Origin of the sequence: Kribbella sp. NPDC049174, from assembly GCF_043197365.1 — a bacterium.
In the GTDB taxonomy this organism is placed as follows: domain Bacteria; phylum Actinomycetota; class Actinomycetes; order Propionibacteriales; family Kribbellaceae; genus Kribbella.
On the sequence record NZ_JBICSZ010000009.1, the window covers coordinates 276126 to 296236 of the forward strand.

Annotated in this window: 19 protein-coding genes and 2 tRNA genes; 15 read left to right on the forward strand and 6 right to left on the reverse strand. The window is 67.7% G+C overall.

Going from position 1 to position 20111, the window contains the following annotated elements; translation table 11 throughout:
* The first annotated feature begins 1109 nt into the window (after positions 1-1109).
* From dnaA to ACGFIF_RS35560, 6 genes are all read left to right on the forward strand, one after another.
* Entirely contained in the window at positions 1110-2699 is a 1590-nt protein-coding gene (gene dnaA / locus ACGFIF_RS35535) for a chromosomal replication initiator protein DnaA (protein ID WP_393160758.1), read from the forward strand.
* Positions 2700-3207: 508 nt separating this feature from the next.
* Positions 3208-4353, forward strand: coding sequence for a DNA polymerase III subunit beta (gene dnaN / locus ACGFIF_RS35540; protein ID WP_393160518.1), 1146 nt, complete (start codon positions 3208-3210; stop codon positions 4351-4353).
* A 27-nt stretch (positions 4354-4380) separates the two neighbouring features.
* Positions 4381-5304, forward strand: a complete 924-nt coding sequence (gnd, locus tag ACGFIF_RS35545; protein ID WP_393160520.1) for a phosphogluconate dehydrogenase (NAD(+)-dependent, decarboxylating) — start codon at positions 4381-4383, stop codon at positions 5302-5304.
* Between the two features lies 1 nt (position 5305).
* A complete protein-coding gene (gene recF, locus ACGFIF_RS35550) occupies positions 5306-6445 on the forward strand; it encodes a DNA replication/repair protein RecF (protein WP_393160522.1) in 1140 nt (379 codons plus the stop codon).
* Positions 6438-7004 carry a DUF721 domain-containing protein gene (locus tag ACGFIF_RS35555; protein ID WP_393160525.1) on the forward strand — a complete coding sequence of 189 codons (567 nt, stop codon included), beginning with the start codon at positions 6438-6440 and terminating at the stop codon, positions 7002-7004. Before recF ends, ACGFIF_RS35555 begins: the two co-directional genes overlap by 8 nt.
* Before the next feature lie 55 nt (positions 7005-7059).
* On the forward strand, positions 7060-8391 hold the full coding sequence (locus tag ACGFIF_RS35560; protein WP_393160527.1) for a hypothetical protein: 1332 nt from the start codon (positions 7060-7062) through the stop codon (positions 8389-8391).
* Between the two features lie 27 nt (positions 8392-8418).
* Here ACGFIF_RS35560 and ACGFIF_RS35565 read toward each other — a convergent pair whose 3' ends face one another.
* From ACGFIF_RS35565 to ACGFIF_RS35575, 3 genes are read right to left on the reverse strand one after another with little or no spacing between them, the layout of a single operon-like run.
* On the reverse strand, positions 8419-8988 hold the full coding sequence (locus tag ACGFIF_RS35565; RefSeq protein WP_393160529.1) for a hypothetical protein: 570 nt from the start codon (positions 8986-8988) through the stop codon (positions 8419-8421).
* On the reverse strand, positions 8985-9587 hold the full coding sequence (locus ACGFIF_RS35570) for a hypothetical protein (RefSeq protein ID WP_393160531.1): 603 nt from the start codon (positions 9585-9587) through the stop codon (positions 8985-8987). The genes ACGFIF_RS35565 and ACGFIF_RS35570 overlap by 4 nt, the downstream gene beginning before the upstream one ends.
* Entirely contained in the window at positions 9584-10222 is a 639-nt protein-coding gene (locus tag ACGFIF_RS35575; protein ID WP_393160533.1) for a hypothetical protein, read from the reverse strand. Before ACGFIF_RS35575 ends, ACGFIF_RS35570 begins: the two co-directional genes overlap by 4 nt.
* 314 nt (positions 10223-10536) lie before the next feature.
* On the opposite strand from ACGFIF_RS35575, the gene gyrB reads away from it, so the two are divergent.
* Complete coding sequence (gene gyrB / locus ACGFIF_RS35580) at positions 10537-12633, forward strand: DNA topoisomerase (ATP-hydrolyzing) subunit B (RefSeq protein ID WP_393160535.1); 2097 nt, start codon at positions 10537-10539, stop codon at positions 12631-12633.
* A gap of 149 nt (positions 12634-12782) precedes the next feature.
* A complete protein-coding gene (gene gyrA, locus ACGFIF_RS35585; protein WP_393160760.1) occupies positions 12783-15380 on the forward strand; it encodes a DNA gyrase subunit A in 2598 nt (865 codons plus the stop codon).
* 247 nt (positions 15381-15627) lie between these two features.
* On the opposite strand, the gene ACGFIF_RS35590 is transcribed toward gyrA, so the two are convergent.
* Entirely contained in the window at positions 15628-15933 is a 306-nt protein-coding gene (locus tag ACGFIF_RS35590; protein WP_393160537.1) for a hypothetical protein, read from the reverse strand.
* On the opposite strand from ACGFIF_RS35590, the gene ACGFIF_RS35595 reads away from it, so the two are divergent.
* The 7 genes from ACGFIF_RS35595 (at position 15926) to ACGFIF_RS35625 (ending at position 19186) form a co-directional block, all read left to right on the forward strand.
* Positions 15926-16405 (forward strand): DUF3566 domain-containing protein, encoded by a 480-nt coding sequence (locus ACGFIF_RS35595; protein ID WP_393160539.1) that lies wholly within the window; start codon positions 15926-15928, stop codon positions 16403-16405. The two genes, ACGFIF_RS35590 and ACGFIF_RS35595, sit on opposite strands and share 8 nt — an antisense overlap.
* A 105-nt stretch (positions 16406-16510) precedes the next feature.
* Positions 16511-16587: transfer RNA gene (locus ACGFIF_RS35600), tRNA-Ile, on the forward strand.
* A gap of 33 nt (positions 16588-16620) precedes the next feature.
* Positions 16621-16752 carry a DLW-39 family protein gene (locus ACGFIF_RS35605; protein WP_233712472.1) on the forward strand — a complete coding sequence of 44 codons (132 nt, stop codon included), beginning with the start codon at positions 16621-16623 and terminating at the stop codon, positions 16750-16752.
* Between the two features lie 10 nt (positions 16753-16762).
* Positions 16763-16835 (forward strand) — tRNA-Ala (locus tag ACGFIF_RS35610).
* 361 nt (positions 16836-17196) lie between these two features.
* Positions 17197-17637: a hypothetical protein gene (locus ACGFIF_RS35615; protein WP_393160542.1), complete on the forward strand. Its 441-nt coding sequence runs from the start codon at positions 17197-17199 to the stop codon at positions 17635-17637.
* A 74-nt stretch (positions 17638-17711) separates the two neighbouring features.
* Positions 17712-18500 carry a DinB family protein gene (locus ACGFIF_RS35620; protein ID WP_393160544.1) on the forward strand — a complete coding sequence of 263 codons (789 nt, stop codon included), beginning with the start codon at positions 17712-17714 and terminating at the stop codon, positions 18498-18500.
* 38 nt (positions 18501-18538) lie between these two features.
* Positions 18539-19186 carry a class I SAM-dependent methyltransferase gene (locus tag ACGFIF_RS35625; protein WP_393160546.1) on the forward strand — a complete coding sequence of 216 codons (648 nt, stop codon included), beginning with the start codon at positions 18539-18541 and terminating at the stop codon, positions 19184-19186.
* Positions 19187-19200: 14 nt separating this feature from the next.
* Here ACGFIF_RS35625 and ACGFIF_RS35630 read toward each other — a convergent pair whose 3' ends face one another.
* Together ACGFIF_RS35630 and ACGFIF_RS35635 are read right to left on the reverse strand one after the other, a co-directional pair.
* Positions 19201-19614, reverse strand: a complete 414-nt coding sequence (locus tag ACGFIF_RS35630) for a VOC family protein (RefSeq protein ID WP_393160548.1) — start codon at positions 19612-19614, stop codon at positions 19201-19203.
* Positions 19614-20063 carry a VOC family protein gene (locus ACGFIF_RS35635; RefSeq protein WP_393160550.1) on the reverse strand — a complete coding sequence of 150 codons (450 nt, stop codon included), beginning with the start codon at positions 20061-20063 and terminating at the stop codon, positions 19614-19616. The genes ACGFIF_RS35630 and ACGFIF_RS35635 overlap by 1 nt, the downstream gene beginning before the upstream one ends.
* Positions 20064-20111 lie beyond the last annotated feature (48 nt).

Below are 20111 nucleotides of genomic sequence, written 5' to 3' on the forward strand. Positions count from 1 at the left end.
ACGCTCCGGCGTCCACCCGACACGCCGCAGGTTGCCCCCAATTTTGGGTTCATAGCCTGTGGATGACGGCTTGAAGCAGCGTGGGCGGACTTGTTAGCGTCAGCCCCTCACACCAGAGGTCCCACATCCCGCAATCGGTAACCAACCTGCTCCACCCGTCGTTCACAACTGTGGACAACCGTGTGGACAGTACGGCGGCCGGCCGCGGACAAAGGTAGTCGTGCCGAGCCGGACAACCGGCGACGCAGGCCGCACGGTGTTGGGTCTAACGGTCGCGCCGCCCGGGTCACCGGAAACGCGCCGGCCACCGCAGCGATGGATTCGGGGAGCAACGCGTGGTCGAGGACCATTCCGCCAGTGCGGAATTCACAGGGGACACCGAAGCGGAATTCAGGCCGGGGGTCACCCCGGAGCCAGGTCCGGTGCCACGGGCCGAAGCCGTCGAGTCCACTCCATCACTTCCGAACCACCCCGCACAGGAGGAGCTCGACTACCAGCCGGCGCCCCGTCTCGACGGGTACCGCCCCGACGGTTATCGCCCCGACGGTTATCGCTCCGACCTCGAGCGCGCGGCCACAGATCTCCCCGGCGCGACCCCCGAGCCCACAAAAGGCACGCCGTACGAGCCGCCAGCGGGTACGTCGTACGAGCCCGCAGCGGGCACGCCGTACTTCGGAGCCGCACCGGCCGTCGCCGACAACCTGAGGTACGCCGACGTACAGAACGACAAGTACTCGGTCGACCTCCCCAGGGCCGAGCGCTTCGGCCAGAGCGCAGCATCAGGCACAGACACCGGATACGGCAGTGAACGCCAACCGACCTTCGGTGGCGAGCAGCACCAGGCACCTCAATACAACGTTGGCGACCACCAGGCCGCCGGGTACGGCGGCGACCAGCCGGCGGCCCAGTACAGCGGCGCCCCCCAACCTCCTCAGCACGGCGCCGAGCGCCAGGTGCCGGGGTTCGCGAGTGGGGAACCGGCCAGAGCGGTGCGGAACGAGGGGGATGAGCGTGCGGACAACAGAAGTACGACGGACAGCAGGAGTACGACCGAACACCAGGTGGAAACGGCCGGGCCGGTGACGGACCTCGGTGCTGCGTGGGCCCGCGTGCTCGGGGGCCTCCCGCCGAACCAGCGCGCCTGGCTGACCAACTCGCGGCCGGTCACGCTGCACGAGAGCACCGCGATCGTCGCGGTGCCCGACGACTTCACCCGCGGCCAGCTCGAGACCCGGCTCCGCCCGGACCTCGAACGGATACTGACCGAGAGCTTCGGCCGGGACATCCGGATCGCGGTCACCGTCGACCCGTCGCTCGACCCCGAGCTCCGCGAACCACAGTCCCAGCCGCAGTCACACCAGCCGCAACACCAGCAGCCCCATCAACAGTCGCAGCCGCAGCCCGTCGTCCGGGAGCCGCTGCGGACCGACGGCGCGTACCAGCCGACGATCCAGTCCGCGCTGACCGATCCCGACACCACCGGACAGCAGTACGGTCAGCCCGCCCCGCAGCGCCAGGAGCCGACCCAGCACTTCGACCAGCAGACCGGTCACGCGCCCCAGCTCGGTGCACCGCAGCAGCCGTTCGGCCACCCGCTCGGCTCGGTCGCGCCGCCGCCGAACGGATCGGCCCCGACCCAGCCGGCCACCGAGGCACAGGGTGAGGCCCGGCTGAATCCGAAGTACACCTTCGAGACCTTCGTCATCGGCAGCTCGAACCGGTTCGCGCACGCCGCCGCGGTCGCGGTCGCCGAGGCCCCGGGCAAGGCGTACAACCCGCAGCTGATCTACGGCGACTCCGGTCTGGGCAAAACCCACCTGCTGCACGCGATCGGGCATTACGTGCGCAGTCTGTACACCGGGGCCCGAGTCCGGTACGTCTCCAGCGAAGAGTTCACCAACGACTTCATCAACGCGATCCGCGACGACAAGGCGTCCCAGTTCCAGCGCCGGTACCGCGATGTCGACGTCCTGCTGATCGACGACATCCAGTTCCTCGAGGGCAAGATCCAGACCCAGGAGGAGTTCTTCCACACCTTCAACACGCTGCACAACGCGAACAAGCAGATCGTGATCAGCTCCGACCGGGCGCCGAAACGCCTGGAGGCGCTGGAGGACCGGCTGCGGAACCGGTTCGAGTGGGGCCTGATCACCGACATCCAGCCGCCCGACCTGGAGACCCGGATCGCGATCCTGCGGAAGAAGGCGGCCACCGAGCGGCTGACCGCGCCGCCGGAGGTGCTGGAGTTCATCGCCAGCAAGGTGCAGACGAACATCCGTGAGCTCGAGGGCGCACTGATCCGGGTCACCGCGTTCGCCAGCCTGAACCGGCAGCCGGTCGACCTGAGCCTGGCGGAGATCGTGCTGAAGGACCTGATCCCGGAGGGCAGCAAGCCCGAGGTGACGGCCAGCATGATCATGGGCCAGACCGCCTCGTACTTCGGTCTGTCGATCGACGACCTGTGTGGGTCCAGCCGGAGCCGCGTCCTGGTGACCGCCCGGCAGATCGCCATGTACCTGTGCCGCGAGCTCACCGATCTGTCGCTGCCGAAGATCGGTCAGCAGTTCGGCGGCCGCGACCACACCACCGTGATGCACGCCGAGCGGAAGATCCGGCAGCTCATGTCGGAGCGGCGCAGCGTCTTCAACCAGGTGACCGAGCTGACCAACCGGATCAAGCACCAGGCCAAGCAGCAATGAGTCCGTGGATCGCGTCGAAGTGCTTGTGCTCCGAGCGCTACGACGCGGTCACACGAACCACACAGGCTGGGGATACGTCTGTGGATAACTGTGGGTATTGCGGTGGACACATCGGTGTGTGTTGTGGATTCGCTGTGGGCACAGAATCCGTCGTACCCAGGCGTCCCAAGCCCAAGCGAGATTCGTCCACACGCCGTCCCCAGGCCGAAATGGCACCTGACCTGCGAACTCGTCGCTTTTCCACAGTATCCACCGGTGCTAAGAACCCTATGGAATCTGTAGAGAGTTCCCAGTCCACAAAACGATCGAGCGGCCCAACCTGGGGAAAACCCCGCTCTCGCGCCGGCTTGCGGGACCTGTCAGGCTGTCCTCAGAGCACGAGACTCCGACACAGCAACGACGCCGACGCGACCCGCCCGAAGCGCCACGTCACGCCCGGTGGGCGCACATCACACTTGTCCGTGGCAGGATCTGCCTGGCACACAGCCGAATCAGGAGGCACCCAGCGGTGAAGTTTCGCGTCGAGCGCGACGTACTGGCCGAGTCGGTGGCCTGGGCCGCGCGCAGCTTGCCCAGTCGTCCCAGCGTCCCGATCCTTGCCGGCCTTCTGGTCGAGGCCGAGGACGGGCAGATCACCCTGTCCGGTTTCGACTACGAGACCTCGGTCCGCGTCACCGTGCCCGCGCAGGTGGCCGACGCCGGCAAGTGCCTGATCTCCGGCCGGCTGATGGCCGACATCTCGAAGAGTCTTCCGAACCAGCCGGTGGACATCGCCGTGGACGGTGCGAAGGCTCAAGTGACCTGTGGCAGTTCGCGGTTCACGCTCCAAACGCTTCCCACAGAGGAATATCCGGCTCTGCCGGACCTTCCGGCCGCGAGCGGGACCGTGAAGAGCGACGTTTTCGCCCAGGCGGTCGCCCAGGTGGTGACCGCGGCCGGCCGCGAGGACACCCTGCCGGTGCTCACCGGCGTCCGGGTCGAGATCGAGGGATCCACGATCTCGCTGCTCGCCACCGACCGCTACCGGCTCGCGATTCGTGAGCTCGAGTGGAACCCGCAGTCCCCCGACGCGTCCGCGGCTGCCCTGGTGCCGGCGCGGGTGCTGTCCGAGACCGCGAAGGCGATGACCGGATCGGACGTGATCGTCTCGCTGGCCGCGCCTGGCACCGGCGACGGCATCGTCGGCTTCGAGGGCGAGGTGTCCGGTGGCAACCGGCGCGCCACCACCCGGTTGCTCGACGGCGAGTTCCCGAAGGTGCGCGGCATCATCCCGACCGACTCCGCGATCGCGACCCGCGTGCGGATCGACACCGCGACGCTGGTCGAGGCCGTCAAGCGTGTCGCCCTGGTCGCGGAGCGGAACGCGCCGGTGCGGCTGACGTTCAGCGAGGACAGCGTGACGCTCGACGCCGGCAGCGGTGACGAGGCGCAGGCATCCGAGTCGATCGAGGCCCGGGTCGCCGGTGACCCGGTCACCGTCGGCTTCAACCCGACGTACCTGCTCGACGGACTGAACGCGATCGGTACGCCGGTCGCCCACCTGGCCTTCACGCAGGCGACGAAGCCGGCCGAGCTGACCGGTGTGCGGGACTTCGACGGCGAACCGATCAGCGAGTTCCGGTACGTGCTGATGCCGGTCCGCCTCAACAGCTGAAAGCCAACAGAACAAGGGGATTTCACGATGGAGCTCGGCCTTGTCGGTCTCGGCAAGATGGGCGGCAACATGCGCCAGCGGATCCGCAACGCCGGCCACACCGTGGTCGGGTTCGATCACAACCAGGACATCTCCGACGCCAAGGACCTGGCCGACATGGTCGGCAAGCTCACCGCCACCGATCAGCCGAAGGTCGTCTGGGTGATGGTGCCGGTGCAGGCCATCGACCCGGTGATCACCGAGCTGTCCGAGCTCCTCTCCCCCGGCGACATCGTGATCGACGGCGGCAACAGCCGCTGGACCGATGACACCCGTCGCGCCGCCCAGCTCGCCGAGAAGGACATCAAGTTCGTCGACTGCGGTGTCTCCGGCGGTGTCTGGGGTCTGGAGAACGGCTACGCGCTGATGTGCGGCGGCGAGAACGACGTCGTGGCGACCCTGATGCCGATCTTCGAGGCGCTGAAGCCCGAGGGTGACTTCGGGTTCGTGCACGCCGGCAAGGTCGGCGCCGGCCACTTCAGCAAGATGGTTCACAACGGCATCGAGTACGCGATCATGCAGGCGTACGCCGAGGGCTTCGAGCTGCTCGAGGCCGCGGACATCGTGGACAACGTGCCGGAGACGTTCGAGTCCTGGCGCGAGGGCACCGTGATCCGGTCCTGGCTGCTGGACCTGATGGTGAACGCGCTCAAGGAAGACACCCACCTGGACAAGATCCGCGGGTACGCCGAGGACTCCGGCGAGGGCCGGTGGACCGTCGAGGCCGCGATCGACCACGCCGTACCGGTGCCGGCCATCGCCGCGTCGCTGTTCGCCCGGTTCGCGTCCCGGCAGGAGGACTCGCCGGCGATGAAGGCGATCGCCGCGATGCGCAACCAGTTCGGCGGTCACGCGGTGAAGGGTGCCGAGGCCGCCGACCCGTCGTACGCGACGCCGCCGATCAAGCACTGAGGTGTATGTCACCGCCCTGGGTCTGGTTGACTTCCGGTCCTACCCGCAGGCGGAGGTCCAGCTCACGCCGGGCGTCACGGCCTTCGTCGGACCGAACGGCCACGGCAAGACCAACCTGGTCGAGGCGATCCACTACACCGCGACCCTCGGTTCGCACCGGGTGGCGAACGACGCACCGCTGGTGCGGGCCGGTGCCAGCCGGGCGATCGTGCGTACCGAGATCCGCAGCCAGTACGACCGGGACGTGGTCGTCGAGCTGGAAATCAATCCTGGGAGGGCAAATCGGGCCCGGGTGAACCGATCACCGGTGCCGCGGCCGCGGGAAGTGCTCGGACTGCTCCGCACCGTGCTGTTCGCACCCGAGGATCTGGCCCTGGTGAAGGGCGATCCGTCCGAACGGCGCCGATTCCTGGACGAGTTGCTCACCCTGCGGTCACCGCGGATGGCCGGCGTCCGGCAGGACTACGACCGGGTGCTCAAGCAGCGGAACTCGCTGCTGCGCAGCGCGTCGATGGCCCGCCGGCAGAACCGTTCGAGCGCGGCCGAGGGGCAACTGCGCACGCTGGAAGTGTGGAACTCGCACCTCGCCCGGGCCGGCTCCGAACTGCTCGCGACCAGGCTCGAGTTGCTGGAATCCCTGCGCGCGCTGGTTTCCAGCGCGTACGACGCTGTTGCCCGAGGCAAGCATGATGCGCGGCTGGAGTACAAGTCGTCGGTCGTCCTCGAGCCCGGCGTGGTGTCGAGGGAGCAGTTGGCCGAGGTGCTGCTGAACGCGGTGAACGAGAAGCGGCAGGACGAGCTGGAGCGCGGGGTGTCGCTGGTCGGTCCGCACCGCGACGACCTCGTCCTCGGGCTCGGGGACTTGCCTGCGAAGGGGTATGCGAGTCACGGTGAGTCGTGGTCGTTCGCGCTCGCGCTGCGGCTGGCGTCGTACGAACTGCTCAGGGCGGATGGGGGTGAGCCGGTGCTGATCCTGGACGACGTGTTCGCGGAGCTGGACACCCAGCGCCGGGACCGGCTGGCCGAGCTGGTCGCTCCGGCCGAGCAAGTGCTGGTGACCGCGGCAGTGGGCGCTGACGTGCCCGCTGAGCTCAGTGGAGCGCGCTTCGACGTCGGTGACGGGGCCGTCAGCCGTGCCTGAACCCGGGAATTCCTCTGAGAGCGGCTTCGAGAGCGAGGCGGCTCCGGACCGCCCGGACGAACCTGAGCATGACAAGCAGGGGCTGGATCTGGCGAAATCGCTCGCCGGCCGGCTCAAGGGCATGAGCCCGGTCAAACCGGTCAAGCGACGCAAGCGTCCGCGGATCGACGGTGCGCAGATCAGTAGCGCCCGCCCGGACGACCGGGATCCGCAGAAGCTGACCAACACCCTCGGTCGGCTGATGCGCGACCAGGGCTGGGAGGTCGACGTCGCCGTCCACAGCGTGATGGCGCGCTGGTCGTCGATCGTCGGCCCGGAGATGGCCGAGCACTGCAAGCCGGAGACCTATCAGGACACCGAGCTCACCGTCCGCACCGACTCCACCGCCTGGGCCACGCAGCTCAAGATGCTCGCCCCGGACCTGGTCCGGCGTCTCAACGCGGAACTCGGCGAAGGCACCGTCACCCGCGTCAACGTGCAGGGCCCGCACGCTCCCAGTTGGCGCAAGGGCCCCCGCACGATCCGGGGCGGCCGCGGCCCGCGCGACACCTACGGCTGACCAAGCCACGAGCGAATTGCCGGAGCGACCCGGCGCTCCCCTAGGATCGGGCGCGATGCGCACGATCGTCGATGGATTCCGCGAGATGGTCCACCTGATCGGAGACACTTTCCGGCTCTGGTGGCGCAACCTGCTGCCCATGACGACCTGGTTCCTGGCCGGGTACGTCGGGTTCAAGCTGAGCATGTCCAGCGCGATCTGGCTGGCCGAGCACTCGCACTCGAGTATCGGCGTCGGCGTGTTCTCGGCCGGCGTACTGATGCAGATCGCCGCGTACGTCGGCATGATCCGGACCTGCGCGACGTCGCTGTACCGCTGGCGGGACGCGGCGAGCAACAAGGCAGAGGAGACCTCGGACCCGACCCAGCAGGGCCTGATGGAACTGCTGGCCGTCACGCTGCTGCCGCTGGTCGCGGTGTGGTCGGCCTGGGGCTATCTGGAGAACCAGGTCTCGCAGCTCACCGTGAGCAACCTGGTGGAACGTGGCATGCAGCCCGGGTCGGGGTTCTTCGACCTGGGCGGCGGCGCCTGGCACAAGTACCTGCCGGCGATCGTCATCCTGCTGGTGCTGCGCCGGGTGATCGAGGCGATCGACGACCGCTGGCCGAGCCGGCCGGCCAAGTTCGCCCAGGTCTGGGCCGAGGCCTTCTTCCTGCTGATCACCGTCGTGGTCACGCCGTTCGCGATCGAGGACGGCAAGCAGTGGTTCCAGGAGCGCACCTTCTGGTACTGGTCGGTGGACTGGTGGGGCGGTCTGAAGGACTTCTTCGCCGGGATCCACATCCCGATCCCGGCCGGTCTCGAGTTCCTCTGGGGCTTCTTCTGGGAGACGCTCTGGCCGCTGTTCAAACTCGGCGTCGCCGAGCCGCTGACCTGGCTGGCGATCACCACCGTGGTGTTCGGTCACCGGGTGCTGTCCGGCGGCGGGGTCGTCCGGGGCACCCGGCTGGAGCGTCGCTTCGGCGGTCAGGTCGAGATCGAGGCGCCGAAGAGCCGGATCGCGGCGCTCACCAACCGGGCGCCGAACCTGGTGCTCGGCGGGTTGCGGGAGAAGTTCTACCCGACGCTGAACGCGTTCCGGCTGCTCGTGCGGGTCGGGCCGGTGTTCCTGGGCGTGGTGTGCATGGTCTACACGTTCTGGCTGCTCGGTGAGGCGTGGGCGTTCGTCGGGATCCAGCGGGCGATCGGCATCCACGGCGAGCGCTGGGGCCTGATGAACCACGAGATCGCGGCGCTGATCAAGGACGGGATCTTCGAGTCGCTGCGGATCGCGCTGCTGGCCGCCGCCTTCGACCTCTGCATCTCGGTCAGTAGCGAGCGGCGGGCCGAGGCTGCGGCGGCGGAGGCCGCCGAGAAGGCGCAGAAGACCGCGCCGGCCTCTGCCTGAGCTGTCCTGAGCTGAGCAGCTGTCCTGTCAGGGAGTGATGAGGACCCGGCGGAAGCCTTCGCGGCTCTCGATGCTGACGCCGATGACATGCGGTACGGCCGAGACCGGGACGACGTAGATCTGGGCGACCTGACCCGGCTTGTTCAGCTCGAACTTGACGTCGTCGCCACCGAAGCAGGAGGTCGGCAGTTCCCAGTCGGAGGTGGTGGTGGCCGGCGCCCAGACGTTACCGCGATCGTCGAGCAAGTTCGCGCTGCAGCTGAAGCCGCCGTCCTTGAGGTAGAGGCCGTCGCGCGGGGTCGCGGTCAGCTTGGCGATCATCAGGATGCTGCCGGCCGGCGTGTTCATCCCGCCGATCTCTTCCTGCTCGTCGTCGACGATCCGCGTGTAGGGCTGCAGCGAGTCCAGCTTCCACTCGACATCGCCGATCGTCACCGGGCCGCCGTGATCGACGCGCTCGTTGACGTTGCCCTGGTTCCAGACCTGCTCCTCGTCACCGAGGTAGGTCCGGGTCAGCAGGTACACACTGCTCGCCAGCAGCGCCAGCAGCAGTGAGATCTGGGCGGCCATCCGGGTCGCTCGGTTCAGGCCCCTCATGACGACGCCACCCGAACCACCGGCTCCTGCAGCACGTACTGCGCCTCGGCGCCGTCGACGAGCTGCTGCGCGACCTCTTCACCCGGGATGCCGAGGTCGACCTCGACGTACGCGTTCAGCACGTTGTAGAGCATGCTCGGCCGGAGTTGCAGTTTGAGCCCCTTCAGGTCGGTCGGGTTCAGCTCGAAGACGACGGCACCGGTCTTCGCAAAGCCCGCGTTCGGGAAGTCGATGCCGGAGTCGTTCAGGCCGCCGATCGGCTCGTACACGGTGCCGCCGTCGGCGACCAGGGTGGCGCCGGCGTTCTGCGGCTTCGCGATGCCACGGACGGTGTCCCACTCGAGGGCGACGTACACGCCGTTGGTCTCGAGCGGCTTGTCGTCGTCGGAGCCGTCCTCCTCGACCACGGTCTTGGCGAACTTCATCCGGGTGATGGTCACGGTGGAATCGCCGTACTCGAGGTCCTCGCCGATCGTGCCGTGCACGACCTGCATGTTCTGTTCGTCGAACACCTGGTCCGGTGCGGCCAGCCGGGTGAGCCCGCCGAGCAGGACGAACAGCACGCCGACGGCCACGGTCGCGGGACGGTAGAGCTTCACTTGTCCTCCTGCTCCGTCGCGTCGACGACCGTGGGCTTCAGCTGTACGACGGCATCCGGCCGCGGGTTCTGCCAGTACGGATCCTCGTTCGCACCGAGCAGGCCGTTGTCGGACTCGTAGCGCTCACCCTGGATCCCGATCTCGACCAGGTCGGAGGAGAAGTCGGCCGGGACCTTGAAGGTGGTGAAGCAGCTCTCCGGGGGCAACCCGTAGACGACCACCCAGTTCAGCACCCCGTGGCACTCGCCGCCGTTGGACTCGACCAGGTCCTGCCCGCCACCCGGCACGAAGACCAGCAGCTTGCCCTGCAGGCTGTCACTGGTCTTCTCCTCCTCGTCGATGTTCTTCAGGTCGAAGTAGACCCTGAGCTCCGCCTCGGCCTCGCGGTACTCCGACTTCTTCCGGACCCTGATCTCGGCCTTCGTGACGTTGTACTCCCACTTGCCGGCCTCGACGGTCACGGGTGCGGTCAGGGTCGGCACCGTCCGGCCGACCTTCTCCTTCCAGCCGCCGGTGGCCAGGATCACCAGGGCGAGGACGACGACGAGGGCGATCGCGATCAGCCATTTGCGCCGGTGCCGGTGAATCACCCGGTCGGCGATCATGGCGTCGATGACGTCGTCGAGACTTTCCACGGCAGCGATCCTAAGGGGCCGTGGGTGCGCAACGGCCACCTGTCGGCCCGCCCTGTGAGTGGTCTGGACCGGTCGGCCGGGTCTCGGTGCTCAGACCGCCGATCACGAAATCCCCGGAGGCCACTGAGCGGCCGTGAGCGCTTTCTGGGCCCCCACCCGCGAGAGGGGACATGGCGACGAGGGAGAAAAGGCGCCCTATCCACAGTTTCAGGCGCCTGGTGGCCGGTTCTGCTTCGCTCGACAGGTAAGATGGACGGTGTAGGGCGAGCCGCACCTCTATTAACACTGTAGGGGGCGGTTTCCACTGTGCAGCGATGCCTTGCTCACGCGAGGTCCAAGGAGGACAACAGCCGGTGACCGACGAGCCGACCGAGATCGACGCCAACCAGTCCGCCGACCCCATCGGCACCGTCCTACCCGACAGTGAGATGCCCTCCAACGTCGTGGAGCGGGAGTACGACGCCAGCGCGATCCAGGTTCTCGAGGGCCTCGACGCGGTCCGGAAGCGTCCCGGTATGTACATCGGGTCCACCGGTGAGCGCGGTCTGCACCACCTCGTCACCGAGGTCGTCGACAACGCGGTGGACGAGGCGATGGCCGGGTTCTGCGACCGGATCGTCGTCACCATGCTGCAGGACGGCGGTATCCGGGTCGAGGACAACGGCCGCGGTATCCCGGTCGACATCGTCGAGTCCGAAGGCAAGCCGGCCGTCACCGTCGTACTGACCGTGCTGCACGCCGGCGGCAAGTTCGGCGGCGGCGGGTACAAGGTGTCCGGCGGTCTGCACGGCGTCGGTGTCTCCGTCGTGAACGCGCTGTCCACGCGCCTGAACGTCGACGTGAAGAAGAACGGCAAGGTCTACCACCAGTCGTTCACCGTGGGCGTGCCGGACGCGGATCTGGCCGAGCTCGATTCGTCGGACCCGAACGGTACGTCGGAGTCGACCGGTACGACGATCACCTTCTGGGCGAACCCGGACATCTTCGAGGTCACGACGTACTCCTACGAGACGCTGTCCACCCGGTTCCGCGAGATGGCGTTCCTGAACAAGGGCCTGGAGATCGTCATCCGGGACGAGCGGCCGGACCACACCGAGGACGGCAACCCGGTCGAGCAGTCGTTCAAGTACGAGAACGGCCTGGTCGACTACGTGAAGTACCTGACCGGGATCCGCGAGACCGTGCACCGCGACGTCATCTCGTTCGAGGCCGCGGCGAACGGTGAGAACAGCATGAGCCTCGAGGTCGCGCTGCAGTGGAGCGGCTCGTTCCAGGAGTCGGTGCACACCTTCGCGAACGCGATCAACACCCACGAGGGCGGCACCCATGAGGAAGGCTTCCGGGCCGCGCTCACCTCGCTGGTCAACTCGTTCGGTGAGGACCAGGGCATGATCAAGAAGAAGGAGGACCGGCTCACCGGTGACGACATCCGGGAGGGCCTGACCGCGATCCTCTCGGTCAAGCTGGCCGAGCCGCAGTTCGAGGGCCAGACCAAGACCAAACTCGGCAACACCGAGGTCAAGGGATTCGTCCAGCGGGTCGTGAACGACAAGCTCGGCGCCTGGTTCGAGCAGAACCCGGCCGAGGGCCGCGAGATCATCCGTAAGGCGACCGCCGCGGCGAGCGCCCGGATCGCGGCCCGGAAGGCCCGCGACCTGGCCCGCAACCGCAAGGGTCTGCTGGGCGGCGGCGGCCTGCCGGGCAAGCTGTCCGACTGCCAGTCGACCAACCCGGAGGAGTGCGAGGTCTACATCGTCGAGGGTGACTCGGCGGGTGGCTCCGCGAAGGGCGGCCGGGACCCGAAGTTCCAGGCCATCCTGCCGATCCGCGGCAAGATCCTGAACGTCGAGAAGGCCCGGATCGACAAGGTCCTGCAGAACAACGAGGTCCAGGCGATCATCTCCGCCCTCGGCACCGGGATCCACGAGGACTTCGACGAGGAGAAGCTCCGGTACCACAAGATCGTGCTGATGGCCGACGCCGACGTCGACGGCCAGCACATCCGGACCCTGCTGCTCACCCTGCTGTTCCGGTTCATGCGCCCGCTGATCGAGCGCGGTCACGTGTACGCCGCCCAGCCGCCGCTGTACAAGATCCGCTGGAGCAACGCGACCCACGAGCTGGCCTACACCGAGCGGGAGAAGGACGGCCTGGTCGAGGCCGGCGCCGAGGCCGGCAAGAAGTTGCCGAAGGAGAACGCGATCCAGCGGTACAAGGGTCTGGGTGAGATGAACGCCCAGGAGCTGTGGGAGACCACGATGGACCCGGCCAACCGGGTGCTGCTGCAGATCACCCTGGACGACGCGGTCCGCGCCGACGAGACGTTCCAGACCCTGATGGGCGACGACATCGAGGCCCGGCGCAACTTCATCCAGCGCAATGCCAAGGACGTCCGCTTCCTGGATATCTGACGGAGTTCGCCCGGCCGCTCCCCGGCCGGGACTCCGTCCGCATGACCACCCCGACGTACGACTGATTTGAACGGGACGAGCTTTTCATGACCGAGACCCCCACCTCGCCGGGCCACGACCGGATCGAGCCCCTCGATCTGCAGACCGAGATGCAGCAGTCGTATCTCGACTACGCGATGGCCGTCATCGTCGGCCGCGCGTTGCCCGAGGTCCGCGACGGCCTGAAGCCGGTGCACCGCCGCATCCTCTATGCGATGTACGACGGCGGCTACCGGCCGGACCGTGGTTTCTCGAAGTGCTCCCGCATCGTCGGTGACGTGATGGGTCAGTACCACCCGCACGGCGACTCGGCGATCTACGACACCTTGGTGCGGCTGGCGCAGCCGTGGGTGATGCGGGCGCCGATGATCCAGGGCCAGGGCAACTTCGGGTCGCCGGGTAACGACCCGGCCGCGGCGATGCGGTACACCGAGTGCCGGCTGGCTCCGCTGGCGATGGAGATGGTGCGCGACATCGACCAGGAGACGGTCGACTTCCGCCCCAACTACGACGGTCGCTCGCAGGAGCCGGTGATCCTGCCCAGCCGGTTCCCGAACCTGCTGGTCAACGGCTCCGCCGGTATCGCCGTGGGGATGGCGACCCAGATCCCGCCGCACAACCTGCGCGAGGTCGCCGCGGCCGCGAACTGGTGCCTGGAGAACCCGGAGGCCACCCAGGAAGAGGTCCTGGCCAAGTGCATGGAGTTCATCAAGGGCCCGGACTTCCCGAACGGCGCGCTGATCGTCGGCTACAAGGGCATCGATGACGCCTACCGCACCGGCCGGGGCTCGGTCGCGATGCGCGCGGTCGTCGACATCGAGGAAGACGCCAAGGGCCGGACCAGCCTGGTGGTCAGCGAACTGCCGTACATGGTCAACCCGGACAACCTGGCCCAGAAGATCGCCGAGCTGGTCAACACCGGCAAGATGACCGGTATCGCCGACATCCGCGACGACACCTCGTCCCGGACCGGCCAGCGCCTGGTGATCGTGCTGAAGCGTGACGCCCAGCCGCGCGTCGTACTGAACAACCTCTACAAGCACACGCAGCTGCAGGACACCTTCGGCTGCAACATGCTGGCCCTGGTCGACGGCGTGCCCCGAACGCTCAGCCTGGACCTGTTCATCACCCACTGGATCGACCACCAGATCGAGGTCATCCAGCGCCGGACCCGCTACCGCCTCCGCGAGGCCGAGAAGCAGGCCCACATCTACCGCGGCTACGTGAAGGCGCTGGACGCGCTGGACGAGGTCATCGCACTGATCCGCCGCAGCCCCGACGTGGACGACGCGCGCCAGGGCCTGATCAGCCTGCTGGACATCGACGAGGTCCAGGCTCAGGCGATCCTGGACATGCAGCTGCGCCGGCTGGCCGCCCTGGAACGTCAGAAGATCATCGACCGGCTGAACGAGCTCGAGGCCGTCATCGCCGACCTCGAGGACATCCTGGCCAGCCCGGAGCGGCAGCGCACCATCGTCAAGGACGAGCTGGCCGAGATCGTCGAGAAGTACGGCGACGACCGCCGTACGACGATCATCGCGGCCGACGGCGACCTGTCCGTGCAGGATCTGGTCCCGGACGAGGACGTCGTCGTCACCATCACCCGCGGCGGCTACGCGAAGCGGACCAAGACCGACCTGTACCGGACGCAGAACCGCGGCGGCAAGGGTGTCCGCGGCGCGCACCTGCGGGCCGAGGACGAGATCAGCCACTTCTTCGCCACCACGAACCACCACTGGATGCTGTTCTTCACCACCAAGGGCCGGGTCTACCGGGCCAAGGTGTGGCAGCTGCCCGAGTCCGCCCGGGACGCGAAGGGCTCGCACGTGGCCGGCCTGCTCTCGTTCCAGCCGGACGAGGACATCGCCCAGGTGCTGACGCTGCGCGACTACGAGCAGGCCGACTACCTGGTGCTCGCGACCAAGAAGGGCCTGGTCAAGAAGACGGCGCTGACCGACTACGACTCGGCCCGGCAGAGCGGCATCATCGCGGTCAACTTCCGCGAGGAGGACGACGAGCTGATCGGCGCCGACCTGGCCACCGCCGAGGACGACCTGCTGCTGGTGTCGCGGAAGGGACAGTCGATCCGCTTCACCGCGAACGACGAGCAGCTCCGCCCGATGGGCCGGGCCACCTCCGGCGTCACCGGGATGAAGTTCCGTTCCGGCGACGAGCTGCTGTCGATGTCGGTGATCCGGGCCGGTTCGGAGGAGGACATCCAGTTCGTCTTCACCGTGACCGACGCCGGGTACGCCAAGCGCAGCCGGGTGTCGGAGTACCGGCAGCAGGGTCGCGGCGGTCTCGGCATCAAGGCGGTCAAACTGAACGACGAGCGCGGTTCGCTGGTCGGCGCGCTGATCGTGGTCGACGAGGACCAGGTGCTGGCGATCAAGGCCAGCGGCCAGGTCGTCCGTAGCCGGGTGGACTCCGTGCCGGTCAAGGGTCGCGACACGATGGGCGTCCGGTTCGCCGGTGTCGGCGAGTCCGACGCGGTGGTCGCAATCGCCCGGAACACCGATCTGAGCCTGAACGGCAACGGCGACGAATCAGAGAGCGACGAAGCGGGTACCTCCGAAATTGCCCAGGATGTGGACGGATCGACAACCGAATCCACCCCTGAGAGCGTCCAGAATGATGACCAGCGTTCGACGGACGTCGACGGCGCGGCTACCGTCGAAGACGACGAAGCCGGCCAGGAGGGTAACTGATGACCAACCGCGCGAGGCCGACATGGCCCGACGGTGCGGCGGACAATCCCAAGACCCAGCGGCCATCGCAGGGCGGGAACAAGCAGTCCACTCCACCGGCCACCCCGGCCTCCAACGGTCGTTCCAGCGCCGCCCCCAGCGGTAACGGCCAGCAGAGATCAGGCGACTACCGTCCGCAATCGCGGCCTGGGGGTTCCCAGCCGGCCGGAGGGTCCCAGCCTGGTGGGGGTTCCCAGCCGAGGCCGGGTCAGTCTGGAGCGTCGCAGTCCGGGCCGGTACGGCCGCCGCAGCAGCCGCCGGTCCGTCCGGCTGCCCAGCCGGGATCCCGGCCGGCCAGTCCTGCGCCGGTCACTCCGAGTACGCCGGGACGCCCGGAGTCGTGGACGCCGGGTGCGTCGTCCGCCGGCGCGCCGTCAGTTGGTACGCCGTCCGCTGGTACGGCGGCTGCCGCTGGTGCTTCGTCGTACGGGCTGACCGGGAACAACTCGGCGAAGTCGGCTGCCGAGAGCCTCACCGACCGGGTCAGCGCGGCCCGGCAGGCGGTGATGGACAAGGCCACCTCGGTCAAGCCGGCGAAGCCGGAGAAGCACGCCAAGGCGGAGCACGCTGCCGTCCCCAAGGCCCAGAAGGCCCCGAAGACCTCGAGCCGGCCGCAGACCCGCAAGGCACGACTGCGGATGTCGCGGATCGACCCGTGGTCGGTGATGAAGACGTCGTTCCTGCTCTCGATCGCGTTCGGCATCGTCACCTGGGTCGCGGTGTTCATCGTCTGGTCCGCGATCGGTGCGGCCGGTGTGTTCGACAACATCAACAACACCGTCACCGAGGTGCTGGGTACGCCGGCGGCCGAGCCGTTCCGGATCGAGAACTACATCAACACCGGCAAGGTGATGGGTTTCACCACCCTGCTGGCCTGTGCGGACGTGCTCATCATCACCGCGCTGGCGACGCTCGGATCGTTCCTCTACAACATCGCCGCCACGCTGCTCGGCGGCCTGGAAGTTACCCTGGCATCGGAGGACTGACGGCTTGCCCGGTCTGCGGCCGGGCCCGGTGAGGGCCTGGCCGGAACCGGTTTGGGAGTAGGGCACCGAGTGCGGTAATCTCTCCCGGGTTCGACCCCGCAACGCGGGCCTATAGCTCAGACGGTTAGAGCGCTGCCCTGATAAGGCAGAGGTCACTGGTTCAAGTCCAGTTAGGCCCACCAAAACGATCGTGAACCCCGATCCGAGGAGTCCCGGTGCTGAAGAAGATCCTGCTGGTGCTGGTGGCCAGCATCGGTGGATACTTCGCGTACAAGAAGACCCAGCAGTCCCGCGCCGAGAAGGACCTCTGGGCCGAGGCCGTCGACCCGGTCACCCCGGGCCGCTGACCTCCCCCACGGGGGCGTAGCTCAACTGGCAGAGCACTGCCTTTGCAAGGCAGGGGTTAGGGGTTCAAGTCCCCTCGTCTCCACAAATTCTTGTGTTATTGGGGTCTTCCCCCGCGGTGCTTCGCGCGGCTCCTTCGTCGCCATGCTCCGCACCCACCCACCCGCGGACGGTGCGTGCTGTCGCGCTCTCCTGGCGCTGTCGCGCGGGTTGCGCTGACGCGCGGGTCGGCGGGCTTCCGCCCGCGTTGCGCGCTGCCGCGCGGTGAACGCTCCGTGGTACCGCGCACCTGTGGATCGTGAGCTGAGCCAACGACCGCTGGTCCGACTCGACGCATGGGACGTGTGAAGCGTGACCGAGCGGCCTGCTGCGTCGACAGGGCGATCGGTCCCAGCTGCCGGATCGGCGCGCTCGGGGTGTGGCCGGTGCTGCTCTATCCTCCGGGGATGGTCGCCTTCGAGGCCTGGTCGTTTCCGGTGCCGTGGTTTCTGCAGCATTCAGGCCTCGCGGTGGGCGCCATGGTCCTCCTTCTGGGGTTGACCTGTTTGCTGACCTGGCTTGATCCGATCATCCGTGCCCGGCAGGTGCCGCCTGTCCTCGCTGTGGCTGGTTGGGTCGCTATGGCCGCGGTTCCTACGCTGTTGAGGCTCTTTGGTGAAGGGGGTCCCGCAGCTCTCTTCATCTGGGGCGTAGCCGGCCTCTACGCCTTGTCGATCTTCGGAACGCTCGGGCGGCCGCTGCTGATCTTCTCCGACTTGCTGGAGGATGCCGAGTCCGAGGGATCGCGCATCTCGGCATCGGACTGGCGTCGGTCGCGGATCGGCCAGAGAGTCCTGATCTGTGGAATCTGCGCCGCCGTCGCAGTCGTGATGGCGACTGGTGGGTGATGTGCGTTTGTTGTCGGAGGGGTGGTGTTGGCTTGCGGCAGCGGCGGTGGAGGACTGACTGACGAGGAGGTGGCATGGCTACGTTTGGGCGGGCTGATGAGCTGCGGGGGGCGGAGTTTGTTGATGCGGATCTTCGGGGGGCTCGGTTTGTTGGGGCTGATCTGTCTGGGGTGGTGATGCGCGGGGTTGATGTGCAGGGGGTGGAGATCGACGGGCCTTGGCTCTTCGAGGGGGGTAGCTTCTTGCGGGTCAACGGGGTCGACGTGATCCCGTTCGTCGATGCCGAACTCAATCGGCGGTTTCCCGGGCGTGCGGAGCGGCGCGCTGGTGATCCGGAGGGTTTGCGCGCGGCCTGGGCTGTGCTCGAGAGCACCTGGGCGGCCACGCTGGAGCGCGTTGCGGCGATGCCGGCCGGCACGGTCGACGTGTCGGTGGATGACGAGTGGTCGTTCGCGCAGACGCTGCGGCACCTGGTCCATGCGACGGATGTGTGGCTGGGCCGGGGCGTTCTCGAGCTCGAACGGCCGTTCCACCCGATCGGTCTGACGTATACCAGCGCCGAGGACGACAAGGTGGAGAAGGTGGACAAGTCGATCTTCGTGACAGAGACACCGTCGTACGCCGAGGTGCTGGAGGTCCGGGCAGGGCGCGTCGCGATGGTGCGCGACTTCATTGCCACAGTCACTCCGGAGGTGCTGGCCGAGGCGCGCAAGAATCCCCACGATCCCAAGTTCCCCGAGACCGTCCTGTCGTGCCTGCACGTGATCCTCGGGGAGGAGTGGGAGCACCACCGGTTCGCCGTACGCGACCTCGACGCGATCGAGGCGAAGTACGACGCAGCAGCCGGTGACCCCAGCAATTGACCCAACGCCGGCCCAACGCCGCGGGTGACACTTGGGAGATGGAGCCGGTGCCTGCGTTTGCGAAGGATGGTGGGACGCATGCGTACTACGAGGCGCGGGCCGGCGAGTACGACGAGTGGTACCTGGGGCGGGGCCGGTTTGCGGAGTTGAACCCGCCGTGGTGGGAGGCGGAGGTTGCGCGGCTGGTGGAACTGGTCGGTGGGTTGCCGGCGGTGCGGACGCTTGATGTCGGGTGTGGGACTGGATTTCTGACCCGGCACCTTCGGGGAGTGACCGTCGGGCTGGATCGGAGTCCGGCGATGGCTGGGGTGGCGCGGGGGCGGGTGGCGGGCGGTCTGGTGATCGTCGGTGATGCGTTGCGGTTGCCGGCTGCCGACGGAGCCTTCGACCGGGTGCTGACCGGGCACTTCTACGGGCACCTGCCGACCGACGAGCGGGCGGCGTTTCTTGCCGAGGTACGACGGGTGGCGGACGAGTTGGTCGTGATCGACACCGCCCTCCGCCCCGGTGTCGAGCCCGAGCAGTGGCTGGATCGGACGCTCAACGACGGCTCCCGGCACCGGATCTACAAGCGCTACCTGACCAGCACGCAACTGGCCGGGGAACTCGGCGGCGAAGTCCTCTTCGAAGGCCGCAGCTTCGTCGCAGCCCGGGTCGACCTAGGCAGAGACAGAGGGTCAGCCTAGGCAGAGACAGAGGGTCAGCCTAGGCAGAGACAGAAGGGGTGCCCTTCCGGGTCGAGCATGACGCGGTGTTCGGTGGGACGTGGTTGGACGGCGGCGAGGGTGGCGCCGCATTCGATGGCCCAGTCGACCGCGACGTCCAGGTCGTCGACGCCGACGTCGAGGTGCATCGTCGAGGTCTGCTCGCCTTCGACGGCCGGCCAATGCGGTCGGCGGTAGTTGGTCTCGTAGTCGAAGTTCAAGGCTGGTTCGGCGACGCCCTCGGGTGGGCAGACCAGCGCGTAGCCGGCCTCCGGTGGTTCTCCCGGGCGTGGGCCTTCCTCCCGGATGTACGGCCAGCTGAGCAGCTTGGAGTAGAACCTGGCCAGCTCTCGGGGCCGTGCGGCCATGATCGTGAGCGCGCCGAGCCGGATCCGCGGTGGACTGTCCATCACAGGCAGAAGGGATGGCCGGCCGGGTCGGAATAGCACTGGGATGTGACCTCGTTCGGCGGCATGTGGATGGCTCCAAGTCGTTCGGCTCGTTGGATAGCGGGCTGGGCGCCGTCCGGGAAGCGGTAGTCGATGTGCAGCTGCGCCGGGTACGCCGGGTCAGGGAAACGCGTCGCCCGGAACTGGGCGCTGTGCTGAAATGCCAGATTCGGCAGATCGTCGTCATCGTCGAGGTCGAGCTCAACCCGGCCGGCCGAGTCCTCCAGCCGTTTCTGCACACCGAGGAAGCCTTCGTAGAAGCCGGCCAGCGAACGCGGGCTGTAGCAGTCGAACACCACCCGCTGCAGCTCGAGCAGGTCCCGATAGAACTCGGCCATCGCCCGAGACCGATCCTCCGGACATCCGGTATAGATCGTCATCGCGTCGCTGTCCCGAAGCAGATGCGCCACTGCAGCCTCCAGCCGTCAGGCACCCCAGGGCGATCTATCGTTCACCCG